Origin of the sequence: Bradyrhizobium brasilense, from assembly GCF_029714345.1 — a bacterium.
Taxonomy (GTDB): Bacteria; Pseudomonadota; Alphaproteobacteria; order Rhizobiales; family Xanthobacteraceae; genus Bradyrhizobium; species Bradyrhizobium australafricanum.
In genome coordinates this window covers 5,963,703-5,977,825 of sequence record NZ_CP121669.1, presented here as the reverse complement: position 1 = coordinate 5,977,825, position 14,123 = coordinate 5,963,703, and the positions used below count along the sequence as shown (strand labels likewise).

The 14,123-nt window shown below is 66.1% G+C and carries 13 protein-coding genes; 7 read left to right on the top strand and 6 right to left on the bottom strand.

What is annotated here, in order from left to right:
* Window positions 1–50 precede the first annotated feature (50 nt).
* Window positions 51–1,694: an ankyrin repeat domain-containing protein gene (locus tag QA635_RS28085; protein WP_283062681.1), complete on the bottom strand. Its 1,644-nt coding sequence runs from the start codon at window positions 1,692–1,694 to the stop codon at window positions 51–53.
* Between the two features lie 225 nt (window positions 1,695–1,919).
* Between QA635_RS28085 and QA635_RS28080 the strand changes: the two genes are divergently transcribed.
* Window positions 1,920–2,264, top strand: a complete 345-nt coding sequence (locus tag QA635_RS28080; RefSeq protein ID WP_092079509.1) for a DUF1491 family protein — start codon at window positions 1,920–1,922, stop codon at window positions 2,262–2,264.
* Here QA635_RS28080 and QA635_RS28075 read toward each other — a convergent pair.
* A complete protein-coding gene (locus tag QA635_RS28075) occupies window positions 2,261–3,193 on the bottom strand; it encodes a DUF2336 domain-containing protein (protein ID WP_283062679.1) in 933 nt (310 codons plus the stop codon). The two genes, QA635_RS28080 and QA635_RS28075, sit on opposite strands and share 4 nt — an antisense overlap.
* Window positions 3,194–3,488: 295 nt before the next feature.
* On the opposite strand from QA635_RS28075, the gene QA635_RS28070 reads away from it, so the two are divergent.
* Both QA635_RS28070 and QA635_RS28065 read left to right on the top strand, forming a co-directional pair.
* A complete protein-coding gene (locus tag QA635_RS28070) occupies window positions 3,489–3,683 on the top strand; it encodes a hypothetical protein (protein ID WP_283062677.1) in 195 nt (64 codons plus the stop codon).
* A gap of 16 nt (window positions 3,684–3,699) precedes the next feature.
* Window positions 3,700–4,467 carry a hypothetical protein gene (locus tag QA635_RS28065; RefSeq protein ID WP_038379546.1) on the top strand — a complete coding sequence of 256 codons (768 nt, stop codon included), beginning with the start codon at window positions 3,700–3,702 and terminating at the stop codon, window positions 4,465–4,467.
* A 1-nt stretch (window position 4,468) separates the two neighbouring features.
* Here QA635_RS28065 and QA635_RS28060 read toward each other — a convergent pair whose 3' ends face one another.
* Window positions 4,469–5,332 carry a LysR family transcriptional regulator gene (locus QA635_RS28060; RefSeq protein ID WP_283062673.1) on the bottom strand — a complete coding sequence of 288 codons (864 nt, stop codon included), beginning with the start codon at window positions 5,330–5,332 and terminating at the stop codon, window positions 4,469–4,471.
* 91 nt (window positions 5,333–5,423) lie between these two features.
* Between QA635_RS28060 and QA635_RS28055 the strand changes: the two genes are divergently transcribed.
* Complete coding sequence (locus QA635_RS28055; RefSeq protein WP_283062671.1) at window positions 5,424–6,266, top strand: MBL fold metallo-hydrolase; 843 nt, start codon at window positions 5,424–5,426, stop codon at window positions 6,264–6,266.
* On the opposite strand, the gene QA635_RS28050 is transcribed toward QA635_RS28055, so the two are convergent.
* The 3 genes from QA635_RS28050 to QA635_RS28040 are packed head-to-tail and all read right to left on the bottom strand — an operon-like array spanning window position 6,263 to window position 9,733.
* Complete coding sequence (locus tag QA635_RS28050) at window positions 6,263–6,883, bottom strand: DUF1254 domain-containing protein (protein ID WP_028345337.1); 621 nt, start codon at window positions 6,881–6,883, stop codon at window positions 6,263–6,265. The two genes, QA635_RS28055 and QA635_RS28050, sit on opposite strands and share 4 nt — an antisense overlap.
* Complete coding sequence (locus QA635_RS28045; RefSeq protein ID WP_092079521.1) at window positions 6,880–7,458, bottom strand: DUF1214 domain-containing protein; 579 nt, start codon at window positions 7,456–7,458, stop codon at window positions 6,880–6,882. Before QA635_RS28045 ends, QA635_RS28050 begins: the two co-directional genes overlap by 4 nt.
* A gap of 1 nt (window position 7,459) precedes the next feature.
* Window positions 7,460–9,733 (bottom strand): transglycosylase domain-containing protein, encoded by a 2,274-nt coding sequence (locus tag QA635_RS28040; RefSeq protein WP_225163240.1) that lies wholly within the window; start codon window positions 9,731–9,733, stop codon window positions 7,460–7,462.
* A gap of 288 nt (window positions 9,734–10,021) precedes the next feature.
* Between QA635_RS28040 and QA635_RS28035 the strand changes: the two genes are divergently transcribed.
* The 3 genes from QA635_RS28035 to QA635_RS28025 all read left to right on the top strand — a co-directional run bounded on the left by QA635_RS28035 (window position 10,022) and on the right by QA635_RS28025 (window position 14,036).
* The gene (locus QA635_RS28035) at window positions 10,022–10,558 is read left to right on the top strand and encodes a YcgN family cysteine cluster protein (RefSeq protein ID WP_283062666.1); all 537 of its coding nucleotides are present in this window, start codon (window positions 10,022–10,024) and stop codon (window positions 10,556–10,558) included.
* Window positions 10,559–10,717: 159 nt separating this feature from the next.
* Window positions 10,718–12,310, top strand: a complete 1,593-nt coding sequence (locus QA635_RS28030) for an MDR family MFS transporter (RefSeq protein ID WP_283062665.1) — start codon at window positions 10,718–10,720, stop codon at window positions 12,308–12,310.
* Window positions 12,311–12,812: 502 nt separating this feature from the next.
* The gene (locus QA635_RS28025) at window positions 12,813–14,036 is read left to right on the top strand and encodes an ABC transporter substrate-binding protein (RefSeq protein ID WP_076833190.1); all 1,224 of its coding nucleotides are present in this window, start codon (window positions 12,813–12,815) and stop codon (window positions 14,034–14,036) included.
* Window positions 14,037–14,123 lie beyond the last annotated feature (87 nt).

Below are 14,123 nucleotides of genomic sequence, written 5' to 3'. Positions count from 1 at the left end.
CTGGTTGCAGCTAAGACGTGGATGGCCGGGACAAGCCCGGCCATGACGAGTTAAGGCGCATCGCCCAGCAGAACGTCCCTGACCTCGTCGGAGAACAGCTTCCTGCGTCCGGCCAACAGCACCCATTCCGGATCGTCGCGATCCGGAATGGCGCGCGGCATGCCGTGATCGAGCAGGGCCTGCGCGCAGCCCACCCAGTCGCCGCCGCTGACCGGCTCGTTGCAGGAGGCCCACGACAAGGAGCCGGAAGCGTTGTCGCCGAAGCCGTGCTGCTCGGTCCACTCCGCGCCGTGCTCGAGCAGGAATCGCGTCAGGCCGGCATTGCCGCGGAACACCGCGTGATTGAGTGCCGACGCATCCCAGTCGCCGCCGCGCACCGTGATCGGCCAGCCGAGCTCGACCATCAGCCGCACCGCATCGTCGCCGCCAGCCGCGGCGAGCTCCGGAAGCAACCGCAATTGCTGCCGTGAAAGTGAACCTGGAAGATCGGGCCGACCGGCCTGGATTCGCCGCGCCTCGTTCTCGTCACCGCTGCTGCACGCCGCGACGAACCGCTCATCATCGGCAAGCGTCTCGTCGCCGGTACGCTCGCGGAGCAACTCGGCGACCTCGGTCAGTCCGAATTGCAGCGCGTACCTGTAGGCGCTGAGCCCGCCTGGTGTCGTGATGCGCGGGTCCGCGCCGGCGTCGAGCAGTGTCGCGACGCAGGTCCGCGACCGCCGCCGGCGGATCGCCCACAGCAGCGGCGAGCCGCATTCGGTCAGCGGCGCGTTGCCGGCGGGTTCGTTTGGATTGCCGCCGTGCCGCAGCAGCAAGTCGAGCGCCGCCACGTTCTCGTCATCGAGCACCTTGTACATCGCGTTGGTGCCGGTGATCCGCGCACCATGCTCGAGCAGCAGGCCTGTCGTCACCGAGCCTTCGAGCGAGTGGTAGAGCGATTCATTGTCGTTCGGATTGGCGCCCGCTTCGAGCAACAGTCTGGTCAGTTCGAGATCGTGGTTGCGGCCGGCGGCGCCATAGAGTGCTGACAGCGGATTGCTGTCATCGGGCGCCTCCAGCGATCCCGGCGGCCAGCGGCTGCTGATGTGCTGGTCGGGATCGGCGCCGGCCTGCAGCAGCAGGCGTGCGCAGCGATGCAGCCGCGTCTGAAATTCCGGAATCTGCAACAGGCCGGAATGCGTGATCGCGACCAGCGGCGGCAGTTTGAACGGACCGCCGGGACGGTTGACCCATGTGGGATCACTCATTGCGGTACTCCGAACGATTTCCGCGTCGCCGACGGCGCAGGCGAGATAGGGATCGTCGGCGACAAGGCCGGGATCCTCGGTGAGCATCCGCGCCGCAACGCGCGGGTTGGCGCGGTCGGTGGTGCCGGCGACGTCTGCGGCATAGACCAGCTGCAGCCATCGCCGCACGCGATCGGCCTTGCTTTTACCGGGCGGCAATTGTGCGTCGACATAGCGCCGCAGGTCCGGCCAGGAGGCGAAGCCGAGATCGCGCGCCACGCAGGACTGCGCGTCGTGCAGCCGCAGATCGAGCGCGGCGATTTGAGCGTCGCTGCGCCCGGCCGCAGCCGGAAGCGCATGCCGGAAACGCGCGTAGGCCTTTGGCGCCTGCCGCCGATAAAGGCGAATGAGCTCCTTGGCCTGCTTCTTCAGATGTTCGAGATTCAATCGCGCGGGCGATCGGTCCATGGAAACCTCCGTGCATCATCGCCGATGGTCCACAAAACCGGCTGCACAAAGGCTTGGTTGGCCGCTCAATTGCTGCAAGTGGGTTCAACCCTTCCCGTGGACCCGGGCGCGGCTTGCACCGCGGATGCAAGGATATGGGTGACGATTGGTTCGGTCAACCCGCCGCTGCGTGACGACATCTGTGACAATTGGACGTGGCCGCGCCGCTGGCCTATAGCTCGGCGCATGCGATTGAAAACCAGCATATGGGTCGCGGCGTACCTGCGCCGCTGCCAGACCGAAGGCGTGTTTGGCGCAGTCCGCAAGAAGGGCGCCGAGGAAGCCGGCGCCGTGTTCGTCAAGGTGGCGCTGATGGACGGCAACGCGATGTTGTATGCGCCCGCGCCGCAGACGGTCTATGATGACAGCCGTCCGGTCGAGCGGCTGTTCGTGCCGACGGCACCACAGCCGGTATCCGAGCCATCTGTCGAGGAGCGCTTGACCAAGGAGCTCCGCTTCGATCCCGACGCCTGGATCGTCGAGACCGAGGACCGTGCCGGGCGGCACTTTCTTGATCTGGCGAAAAACTAGCTTCCGGACTTCTGGTTGCGAATGGCGGGCGCGCTGCCGGGCTGCAACGCCGGGCGCGTCTGCGACGCCGTCGCGCGCACGCGATGGCGCTCATCGTCATAGAGCGACGAGCGATACCTGGCGCGCGCGACTGCCATGGTCGAGCCGCGCCACGCCGCCAGCATCACCAGCGCCGAGCGCTCGCTCAAGCGATCGTAGAGCCGCGACAGCCGATAGACGTAGTTGACCGAGGAGCCGGCTTCCGGATTGAGGAACATCAGGATCCGCTGGAACGCGGCGCTCGACACGTCGAGCGCTCGCATCGCGCAGGCGAGTGGCTCGCCGCCGGGATCGTTGACGACGTCCGCGGCGATCCGCGACGGCAGGATCAGCGCCTCGCCGAGTTCGAGCGTGAAGTTATCGAGGTCCTCGGCAAACGCTGCCATCTCCAGGATATGGATCGCGCGCGCTGCGCGCGCGGCCGGGATCCGCGCCGCGGCCTTCAGCGGCGTCTCCTGCAGGTTGTGCAGGATCTGCGCGCGCTCCTTCGTGCTGGCGGCAAAGAACATGTCGGAGATTTCGGCGGCATCGTTCGGCCGCATGGCAAGGCTCGCGGCCATCCGCAGCTCGGCTTCGGTCGGGATCTTGGCCGGCATCGCGGAGGGGGCGGGCGCAGGAATTGGCGCGGCCGCCGGCATCGGCTGATCGGGACCGACGCGGCGCAGCCCGAGCTTGTCCACGATCCGTGCGGGCGTCGCCGGATAGATCGCAAGCCGCGCGCGGACCGCGGCACGGGTCGCGTCGTCGACCTCGTCGATCAGGCGCGTCGTCAACTCGACGAACTGGCGTTCTTCATCGGCGGAGTGGGCGCTCGCCTGCACATAGAGGTCGGTCAGGACGCGCAGCAGCGTCGGGCGGATGTCGACGCCCTCGCGACGGGAGAGCGTCATCAGCCCATCGAAACCAGGAAATAGCGGAGCTGCGCTCATCTCGGGCGTACGCGACTTGCCAGTGAACTTCGGTTTGAAAACCTTGTGGCAGCGAGCCTACGCAGGCTGTTTTAAGAGGCAGTTAAGGAAAACAAGCCGTGAAGGTGAACGCTCGAATTTGCGCGTGTCTATTAAGGCACAGCGCCATATCCGTAACCGTCCGTACCGGCGGCTTAAGATGTCATTAACCATGCGCGTTCTTAACTCGGCGTGCGCGGGGCAAATCATGTCCGTGCGGGGCCAGAGAGAACGGAACATGGGCACCATCGTTGAGTTTCCGGCGGATGCGGCTGCACGGCGGCCGAGCATGGCCGGTGCTGCCGGCGAAGGCATGGGGACCGTACTGATCCTTCCCGTCGTCCGGATCGAGCGAACGACGGAGGAGACCGGCGGTGGTCGCGGACCGGAGCGGGGCACTGCGCAGGGCCGCCGTCGCCGACGCCGCTCCTGATCGCGGACATCGGGCAATGCCGGAGCTTGTGCAGCGGACCGTCGCGCGGCGGTCACTCCCGGCGCTGATCCTGCTGCTGGCGGGCTCGGCGCTCGCCGGCTGCAGCGGCGGGGATTTCGGCCGCACCCGCGCCGATTTCCGCAACGACGACATGCATCGCTGGATCGGTGCCGAGGCGACCGGCAGCATCGGCAAGAACGCCTCGCAATTCCAGCTCACCGAACACGAACGACAGCTGCGCGACCTTGCCTATCAGTTCATCGAGCCGCCGCTGTCGCGTCCGGCGTGGAAGAGCGTGTTCGGCGACTACCAGCCGCTGCCTTCGCCGTGGCGGCAGAGGGTCGTGTTCGATCGCACCGCTTATGGCCGCAATTTGATCGACGAGCCGCATCGCTCGTTCGCCTCGCGCTATTCGCTGCTGATCGACGAGGTGCGCGACGACATCACCCGCTTCGAGCCGTTCTTCGCCACCGCGATCCAGGTGATCGAGCTCGATCGCAAGCGCAATGCCAGCCTCCACATGATCGCCGACGTGTCGCCGCGCGAGCGGGCTGATGCGGTGGCGCGGATGGAAGAGAACACGCTGATCGTGCAATGGGTCCAGCAGGCCCTTGAGCGGCGGATCTCGTCCTATCGCTGGGCGCTGGAGCGACTGGTGATCCAGGCGCCCGACGGCATGGCCGCCGACGCCGAACGCCAGATCAACGAACTCGCCCGGCTCACCGCCAATGCGCCGCTCATCTCCGCGCCGGTGACGGGCCAGGCCGTGGTGACGAAGGGCTAGTCTAGGCACGCTTCGTGTTCTTCTTCGCCGTCGATTTGACCCGGCGACTGTTGGCTTGCCGTGGCAAGCTCGCAATGAATTCCTTCAGCGCATCGGAGGGCGGGTGGGCCGAGGGGTAGGCGAGGCCGACCTGGCGCGTCACGTCGATATCGATCGCGCGCATCGCGATGTCCGGATTGCCGCGCGCCACGCCCTCGGGGACGATGGCGACGCCGACCCCGGCCGCCACCAGCGCCATCGCCCATTCCTCGGATTCCGCGATCGCCACCGGCTTGCGCGGCGGCGAGGCGCGCTTGAAGAATTCCTGCTGTTCGCAATGGCAACGATCGATCATCGGAACGCCGGCGAAGTCGGTGGTCCGGAGCGTCTCCTTCAGCGTCAGGGGATGCGAGGGCGGCAGTGCCGCGACATAGCGCTCGCTCCACAGCGGGATGAAGTGCTCGCCGGTGCCGACCATGGTCTTGGCGACGATCCGCGCGTCGGCCTTCTCGCTGGCGCCGACCAGCCGGAGCGCAAGATCGGTATTGCCGGTCAGCGGCTTCAGCAGCGCGATGGTCCGGGCCTGATCGAGCGTCCGTAGCAGGCCGAGCGTCAGCGCCTGCCGCGTCGCGGGCTTGCGGAAGAGATTTCGCGCCGCGTCCGCCTCGTCGATGATCCTGCGGGCGATACCGTGAAACTGCGCAGCAGAGGCGGTCGGGGCCATGCCCTTCTTGTGCCGGATGAACAGCGTGGTGCCTAGCTCGGCCTCGAGATTGGTGATCGCCGCCGAGATCGACGGCTGCGAGATGAAGCAGCGCTTCGCCGCGGCGGTCAGATTGCGCTCGCGGTAGACCGCGGCGAAGTAGCGGAGTTCGCGGATATCCATAGGCCCAACCTATCACATGGATAGAAAGACAATATTTTACCTATGGAAACGCGAGTGGCAAGTCTGCGCCCGTTACAGCGGAGGACCTGTCATGCGCATCCACCATCTCAACACCGGCACGATGTGCCCGATCGGAAAGCGGCTCGTGAACGGCAGCGGCAGCATCTTCCAGCGGGCGCGGATGGTCTGTCACTGCCTGCTGGTCGAGAGCAATGATGGCCTCGTGCTGGTCGACACCGGCATCGGGCTCGACGACATCGGCGACCCGCCGCGGCTCGGACGCAAATGGGTGCGGCAGACGACGCCGCGGCTCGATCCGGCCGAGACGGCGGTGCGGCAGGTCAAGGCGCTCGGCTTCTCGCCGGGCGATGTGCGCCATGTGCTGCTGACGCATCTCGATCGCGATCACGCCGGCGGCGTGCCGGACTTTCCGAAGGCCAGGGTGCACGTCCATCGCAAGGAGTACGACATGGCGGTGACGCATCAGGTCGCGCCGCCGCAGGGGCGCTACATCACGGCGCAGTGGCAGCACGGGCCGGACTGGACGTTCTATGGTGCCGGCGGCGAGGACTGGTTCGGCTTCAAGGGCGTGCGCGCGCTCGGCGACCGCGAGCCGGACATTCTGATGATCCCGTTGCCGGGCCACACGCTCGGCCATTGCGGGATCGCGGTGCGCGACAAGGACAGCTGGCTGCTGCACGCCGGCGACGCCTATTTCCACCACGCGCAGCTCGATGCCAGGCCGCGGATCCCGCTGGTGCTCGGCATGTTCCAGCGCCGGGCGGACATGGATCGCGCGACGCGCATCCAGAACCAGGAGCGGCTGCGGCAATTGAAGGCGGCGCATGGCGCCGATGTGACGATCGTCAACAGCCACGATCCCGTCGACTACGAGACCTGCCGCTGTGGCCGGCATGCACTGGATGTGAGCTAACGCTTGCGAGCGGCAGGCGGCGGAGCCGGTGCGGGCAAAGGCGGCGGCGCCTCCTGCTTGGCCGCGACCGGCTCGGTCTGCACCTTGCAGGAGGAGGCGGCGAGCGAGGCCTGCGCCTGCGGCATCAGGCCGGGCTCCGGCGCCAGCGCCTTCAGCAGGATCAGGCCGGTTGACGTCGGCGAGTCGATGATCAGCCGGTCGGCGGCGGTGATTTCCTCGTCTTCCGGCAGCTCGTTGTGCTGCGCTTCCGTCATCAGGTCGAGCTCGATCACCTTCTTGCCGGCGGAGCGGTCGTTGATCGCGTAATAGGCGACCTCGTTGCGGGTGTAGAACGACACCGACGTATAGGCTTGGCTGACCGGCACGGTGAGCTTGAGCGGCCCGGTGGAGAGATCGTAGCGGCAGATCGCCACCGCGAAGGCCGGATCCATCAGCGGCATCGGCGAGTGGCTCGGGTCGGCCAGCGGCAGCTGCGTCACCTCGTTGAGCTTGGTCATCGGCGTCAGCCGCGAATAGGCATCCTGCGAGGCGATGCGCGGCAGCGCCAGCACGCTGACGAGATGCACCACGCCGCCGAGTAGCACGCCTGCGAGGATGGTGAGCAGCACGCGGATCATGGGCAGCCCGTCGTTGCGATCGACGGCATCGGCGCGTCGCGCTGGGTACGGGTCGCGACCCCGACCGGCGTGTCGTAGAGCCGCAGCATCAGCGCGTAGCGCTCGATGCCGCCGGTCGGCAGCCAGTTGCCGGCGCGCGAGCGCGAGGCGATGTGGATCTCGAACGTGCCGTCGGAGGCGCGCATGATCTCCTGGCTGGTGAAGCCGTAGCGCTGCAGCGAGTTGGCGACCAGGTGCCCCTTGCGGTCGAACAGTGTCAGCGTCCAGAACCGCGCCGCCGGTGTCACGCCGCTGACCACGATGTCGCAGCGGCCGTCGAGTGGCTTGTTCTTGTCGTCTGATATCGCCGAGAACGCGATGCCATCGCCGGTGCCGATCGGCAGCTCGCCGCTGCGCGCGATGGTGGCGCGCGAATAGGGATCGACGTCGGAGGTGCCGCTCTTCGGCCGTGCGGTCCAGGCGCCGATCTTCAGCGTGCCGAGATCGGTGCCGCGGGTCGCCGTCGCGTAGGTCAGGCCGAGGCCGACGGCGGTGGCGATGACGAGTGCCAGCAAAGTGGTGAGGAGGAGCCGCACGTTAGTTCTTGCGTGGCGGTGCCGGTGTCGCGCCATCCGGCCCGGCCGCGGCAACGTAGTTTTCGGGGAACGCCAGCGCGCTCGAGGACTCGGCCTTGCCGGTCTTCGAGGACTCGTTCAGCGTGGTCTTGCCGGCGGTCCTGGCGGCGTCATCGAGCAGCTTCTCGACCCGCACCAGGATATCCGCGCCGCGCTTGGTCAAGACCGGCGGCGGGCCCGGCTTGGTTTCCAATACGCGCGGAGCCGCGTTGGCCTGGGCATTGGCCTGCGCCGGCTGCGGCGGCAGCTTCTGGCCCATGCCGACGCCGACGAGCTCCTTGACCTCCACGCCCTGATGCGCCGCGACCATGATGTCGTGCCAGGTCTGCGCCGGCAGCGAGCCGCCGGTCATGCGGTTGGTCGGCGAATAGTCGTCATTGCCGTACCAGACCGCGCAGGTGAAGTTGCCGGTGTAGCCGACGAACCAGGCGTCGCGATAGGCGTTGGTGGTGCCGGTCTTGCCGGCGGTCGGAATCCCGTCGAGCGCGGCGCGGCGCGCGGTGCCTTCGCTGACCACGTGACTCATCATGCCGGCCATGTCGGCGGCGATGTTCGGCGGAATCGCCTGCCGCGGTTTCGGGCCGTCGCGATCCCAGCGCCAGACCAGGTCGCCGGCGCCGGTGCGCACCTCGAGCACGGAATGCGGCGTCACCGCCTTGCCGCGGTTCGGGAAGGTCGCATAGGCGACCGCGTGCTCCAGCACCGTGACTTCGTCGGAGCCGATCGGCAGCGACGGCGTATCGGGCAGCGGCGCCTTGAGGCCGAAGCGGCGCGCGACCTCGACGATCTTGGCGCGGCCCGCCTTCGGCCCTTCCTTGCCGCCCATCATGATCGAGAGCTTGACCGGCACCACGTTGATCGAGCGGGTGATCGCCTGCGTCAGCGTGACCTGACCCGAATAGGAATGGCCGTAGTTCTGCGGGCACCAGTTGCCGATGCAGACCGGGCCGTCGACGATCTTCGAGTTCGGCGTGAAGCCGTTCAGCAATGCCGTGGTGTAGACGTACGGCTTGAACGACGAGCCCGGCTGCCGATAGGCGTCGGTGGCGCGGTTGAACTGGCTCGCACCGTAGTCGCGACCGCCGACCATGGCGCGGATGCCGCCGTCGAGATCGGACACCACGGTCGCGGCCTGCGTCGCGTGATAGTCGCGCCCGAACTGTCGCAGCTGGTTCTCGATCGCTTCCTCGGCCGCCTTCTGCACGTTCATGTCGATCGCGGTGCGGACCACGAAGACGCGCTCGGTGTAGGATTTCGGGAAGGTGTCGACCAGCTTGCGCATCTCGTCGAAGGCGTAGTCGAGATAGTAGTTCGGCGAGTTCTCGTCGCGCCGGTCGACCGCGACCGCCGGATTGCGGCGGGCGCCGAACACCTGGCCCTCGGTCATGAAGCCGGCATCGACGAGGTTGTCGAGCACGACATTGGCGCGGGCGCGGGCCGCGGGCAGGTTGATGTGCGGGGCGTATTTGGTCGGCGCCTTGAACAGGCCGGCGAGCATCGCGGCCTCCGCGAGGTTCACGTCGCGTACCGACTTGTTGAAATAGAAATGCGCCGCGCCGTCGACGCCGAAGGTGCCGCCGCCCATATAGGCGCGGTCGAGATAGAGCTTCAGGATCTCGTTCTTGGTGAGCCGCGTCTCCAGCCAGATCGCGAGGAAGGCTTCCTTCACCTTGCGCTCGATGGTGCGCTCGTTGTTCAGGAACAGGTTCTTGGCGAGCTGCTGGGTGATCGACGAACCGCCCTGGCGGACGCCGCCGGCCTGCGCGTTGGTGACCAGCGCGCGGGCAAGGCCCGGCACGTCGATGCCGAAATGGTCGTAGAAGCGGCGGTCCTCGGTCGCGAGCGTCGCCTTGATCAGATTGTCCGGAAAATCTTCCAGCGGGATCGAGTCATTATGCTTGATGCCGCGGCTGCCGATCGGGTTGCCGTAACGGTCGAGGAAGGTCACCGCGAGGTCGGACTTCTTCAGCCAGTCCTCGTCGGCGGTCTCGCGGAAGGCAGGAATCGCGAGCGTCAGCATCAAGATCATGCCGCCGAGCCCGAGCGTTGCGGCTTCCGACAGCGGCTCGATGAACACCCAGCGCTTCCAGCGGCCGACATAGAAGCGGTCCATGAAGGTGGAATAGCGCTCGTAGAGCTCGCGCAGGCCCTTGCCCGACGAGAACAGCGTCGAGTCGATACGCGCATCGAGGTCCAGGAAGAAGTTCCGGACCTTCTGTTTCCAATGGGACGGCATGATCTGAAAGGACCGGACCCTTGATCAGTTCGACTGCGCTGCGGGCGCCCAAACCGGGCACAGGGCAGCGTCTTGCTTCGATGTTGCGGCAATCCCAAGGCGCTTTTGCGTCGATGGGGACTCGTTCGTTGTTCTATCCGAGCGGCTGCCATAAACCAATGGCGCGGCTTGTGAATTTAATGGGAGCGCTAACGCTGCCCACCGGCTTTTTCGACCCCGCAATACCACCCCCTTGCGCAAGCGTTGCCGGCATCCCAAGAAGAGTGGCACCGCCATTTCAGGGATATCATGACCGCATCGCCCAAGCGCCCGTCGGACCAGGAGGGATTCTTCTGGAAAACCAAGACGTTGGAAGAGATGTCCAACGCCGAATGGGAGAGCCTGTGTGACGGCTGCGCACGGTGCTGCCTGGAGAAGCTCGAGGACGAGGACACCGGCAAGATCTATTTCACCCATATCTCCTGCAAGCTGCTCGATTCCGGCCTCTGCACCTGCAAGGACTACCCGAACCGTTCCGACCAGGTTCTGGATTGCGTCCGCCTGACGCCCGAAAACGTCCGGACGCTGAACTGGCTGCCGCCGAGCTGCGGCTACCGGCTGGTGGCCGAGGGGCGGGACCTCTATTGGTGGCATCCGCTGATCTCGGGCGATCCCGACACCGTCCATGAAGCCGGGGTCTCGGTGCGCGGGCGGGTGGAGGGCACCGAGCTCGACGTCAACGACGCCGATCTCGAGGATCATATCGTGCGATGGCCGGCGCTGCTGCCGAAACGGGCACAATTGAAGAAGCGGCCGAAAACGCTGGGCAAGACGACCAAAGCGTGACGTCGTCGCCGCGTCCGCGATCACGTCACCGCGAGAACATCGCGGCGGGATGCACCCATGCGCTGGGGTGCCTGCCTCAGCATTCAATTGCTGCATAAATAGCAAAGCAGAGAATGATTCCATCGCGGGATGCGCCCGCGCAGCAGCATTACGCCTCAAATGAACAAGTATGAACGGCAGAGCCGGATTCCTGCCGACCAAGCGACATTGCCCGACGACATTGCCGAAGAGCTGTCCCGCCTTCCGAGCGAGGTGATCGAACTCAGCGAAGCGCCGCCCCTGGCGCCGCCGGCACCGCTCAATCCGGACGAAGTCCGCACCATCGTCATCAGCCTGATGCTGACGATGTTCCTGGCCGCGCTCGACCAGACCATCGTCGCGACTGCGCTGCCGACGATCGGGCGCCAGTTTCACGACGTCACCAATCTGTCCTGGGTGATCACGGCCTATCTCTTGGCCTCGACCGCGGTGGCGCCGGTGTTCGGCACGCTGAGCGACATCTATGGCCGCCGCGTCATGATCATCACCTCGCTCAGCCTGTTCGTGGTCGGCTCCGTGCTGTGCGCGATCGCGCCCAGCATGACCATGCTGATCGTTGCCCGCGGCCTGCAGGGGCTCGGCGGCGGCGGCATCATGCCGGTGGTCCAGACCGTGATCTCCGACGTGGTGAGCCCGCGCGAGCGTGGCCGCTATCAGGCCTATTTCTCCAGCGTCTGGATGGCCGGTGGCATCCTCGGCCCGGTGGTCGGCGGCGTGTTCGCCGAGCATCTGCACTGGTCGATGATCTTCTGGATCAACCTGCCGCTCGCGGCAGCGGCGCTGGCGCTGCTGCTGCCGAAGATGAGCAAGATCCCGGTGTTCCACCGCAAGCGCAAGGTCGACTGGCTCGGCGGCATCCTGCTGATGGCCTCGGCCGTGGTGTTGATGCTGGTGCTGACCTGGGGCGGCACCCGTCTGTCCTGGCTGTCGCCGACAATTATGGCGATGATCGGCGCCTCGATCGCGCTTGCCGGTGCCTTCGTCTGGCACGCGCGCCGCGCCGACGAGCCGTTCCTGCCGCTGTCGCTGCTCGGCGGCTCGGTGGTGCCGTTCGCGATGGGGGCGGGCGGCTGTGCGCTCGGCGCCATGGTCGGCCTCACCGTGCACCTGCCGCTCTATTACGAGGTGGTCTATCACCTCACCGCCAGCGAGGCCGGCCTCGCGCTGATCCCGCTCGCGGCGATCTCGACCTTCGGTGCGGCGATCGCTGGCCGGACCATGGCAAAGGCCAAGCACTACAAGCGCGTCGCCATCGTCGGCACCTCGGTGGCCGCGATCTGTGCCGTCGGCATGGCGGTGACGACGCTGCCGCTGTGGGGATTGTTGCTGTTGATGAGCGTGTTCGCGCTCGGCCTCGGCACCACATTCCCGATCAGCGTGGTGTCGCTGCAGAACGCGGTGGCGCGGCCGCAGGTCGGCACCGTCACCGGTGCGATGAACTTCTTCCGCGCGATGATGGCCTCCTTCACGGTCGCCGCCTTCACCACCATCCTGCTGATGACGCTCGGGACCGACATCTCGCTCGCAGGCGAGCATCATGCCGCGGCCAGCACCGTCAGCGCGATCCCGATGGCCGACATGATCCATGCGTTCCGCTACGTGTTCGGTGCCGCCGCCGTGCTGCTGACCACCGCCTCGATCTGCATGATCACGATGGAAGAGCGCCCGCTCGCCGGTCCCGCCGCCCACCCGCCGGCGGAGATGGCGGAGTAGGGGCGGTCGCCCCATACACCAATGTCGTCCCGGCGAAAGCCGGGACCCATACGCCGCGGCGGATGTTGTGAATGGGACTCGTCGTTCCAAATCGCGTAACAATCAGCATCCGTGGTTATGGGTCCCTGCTTTCGCAGGGACGACACTGAGCTTGTCGCACGGCCAGCGGGCAACAATCCGCGTTCTCGCGACATGAATTGCCCGAGCCTTGCTTTTCGTTCAGCTCTCTCCGCTTCGCTTGCTCTGCGTAATTTGCGCAGCGGGGAATGACGATCTGAGAGATCGGTGCCCCACCACTTTATTCCCCCGCTGCCTCATGTTTGTTCATTTGGTGAGCGCCGACCCACTACTTTAGTCGCCGTCCATGCATGGCGATCTGCGCGCAGTTTCACTTGCTGCGCATTTTGTCGCGGCTATAGTCGCGCCCCAAGAGCTCGAAGCAGCCGAAGAAAAAGAGGAGAGAAACAGGGTGACAAGAACATCGCGACTCCCCGTGCATGCGATGCAGAAACTTGCAGGAGCGGCCGTGTTGGGCCTGTTGGCTGCGGCGCCCAGCGGAGCGCTGGCTGCCGACACCCTCAAGATCGGCGTGATCGCCGAAGCGCAGGCGATTGCCGGTGCATCGATCCCGCAGGCGGCGCAGCTGGCCGCCGACGAGATCAACGCCAAGGGCGGCATCGACGGCCGCAAGATCGAGATCGTCAGCTACGACAACCACTCGTCCTCGGCGGATTCGGTGCGCGCGTTCCAGCGCGCGGTCAACGAGGACAAGGTCAACGTCGTCATTTCGAGCTATATCAGCGAAGTGGTGCTGGCGCTCGAGCCTTGGGCTTCGCGCCTGAAGACGCCGTTCGTCACGCCCGGCGCCGCCTCCAACGAGATCAGCAAGAGCGTCCACGCCGATTACGAGAAGAACAAGTACACCTTCCACGGCTACCTGACCTCGGCCGCGCTGGCGCTGTCGGTCTGCGACGCCGCCAAGGAGCTGCTGGTCGATCAGAAGCACATGAAGACCGCGGTCATCATGAGCGAGGACGCCGCGTGGACCAAGCCGCTCGATGTCGGCTACGAGGAATGCCTGCCGAAGATCGGGCTCAAGGTCGTCGACCATATCCGTTTCTCGCCCGACACCACCGACTTCACGCCGATCTTCAACAAGGTCGAAGGCTCCAAGCCCGACGTGATCATCACCGGCATCTCGCATGTCGGCGTGCAGCCGACGGTGCAGTGGAAGAACCAGCAGGTGCCGATCCCGATGTTCGGCATTTCCTCGCAGGCGACCAACGAGACCTTCGGCAAGGACACCAACGACGCGGCGGAAGGCGTGCTGTATCAGGGCGTGTCCGGCCCGAACGTCGCGGTGACGCCGAAGTCGGTGCCGTTCGCGGAAGGCTTCAAGAAGCGCTACGGCAACTATCCGTCCTACGCGGGCTATACCGCCTATGACGAGGTCTACTACATCGCCGATGCGGTGAAGCGCGCCGGCTCGGTCGAGGCCGACAAGATGGTCGATGCGCTGGAGAAGACCGACTGGGAAGGCACCATCGGACGCGTCCAGTTCTACGGCAAGGACGATCCGTTCACCCATTCGATCAAGTACGGCAAGGGCCTGATCACCGGACTGATGCTGCAGTGGCAGGGCGGCAAGCAGGTCGCGGTCTGGCCGAAGGAGGTCGCCAAGAGCGATCTCAAGTTCCCGAGCTTCATCAAGGTCACCACGAACTGACTGATGATCATGCTCCCGGGCCCCACCCGGGAGCATCCCTGTTCGGTTCTGTGTCCTCCACAACAGGCAGCCCTGCTGCCGCGGCCA

Bases quoted from the DNA above. Each gene is read 5' to 3' on its own strand.
- QA635_RS28025 (WP_076833190.1), top strand. From the start codon at position 12,813: ATGCAGAAACTTGCAGGAGCGGCCGTGTTGGGCCTGTTGGCTGCGGCG.
- QA635_RS28070 (WP_283062677.1), top strand. From the start codon at position 3,489: ATGGGCACCATCGTTGAGTTTCCGGCGGATGCGGCTGCACGGCGGCCG.
- QA635_RS28035 (WP_283062666.1), top strand. From the start codon at position 10,022: ATGACCGCATCGCCCAAGCGCCCGTCGGACCAGGAGGGATTCTTCTGG.
- QA635_RS28065 (WP_038379546.1), top strand. From the start codon at position 3,700: ATGCCGGAGCTTGTGCAGCGGACCGTCGCGCGGCGGTCACTCCCGGCG.
- QA635_RS28055 (WP_283062671.1), top strand. From the start codon at position 5,424: ATGCGCATCCACCATCTCAACACCGGCACGATGTGCCCGATCGGAAAG.
- QA635_RS28060 (WP_283062673.1), bottom strand. From the start codon at position 5,332: ATGGATATCCGCGAACTCCGCTACTTCGCCGCGGTCTACCGCGAGCGC.
- QA635_RS28040 (WP_225163240.1), bottom strand. From the start codon at position 9,733: ATGCCGTCCCATTGGAAACAGAAGGTCCGGAACTTCTTCCTGGACCTC.
- QA635_RS28085 (WP_283062681.1), bottom strand. From the start codon at position 1,694: ATGGACCGATCGCCCGCGCGATTGAATCTCGAACATCTGAAGAAGCAG.
- QA635_RS28075 (WP_283062679.1), bottom strand. From the start codon at position 3,193: ATGACGCTCTCCCGTCGCGAGGGCGTCGACATCCGCCCGACGCTGCTG.
- QA635_RS28030 (WP_283062665.1), top strand. From the start codon at position 10,718: ATGAACAAGTATGAACGGCAGAGCCGGATTCCTGCCGACCAAGCGACA.
- QA635_RS28080 (WP_092079509.1), top strand. From the start codon at position 1,920: ATGCGATTGAAAACCAGCATATGGGTCGCGGCGTACCTGCGCCGCTGC.
- QA635_RS28050 (WP_028345337.1), bottom strand. From the start codon at position 6,883: ATGATCCGCGTGCTGCTCACCATCCTCGCAGGCGTGCTACTCGGCGGC.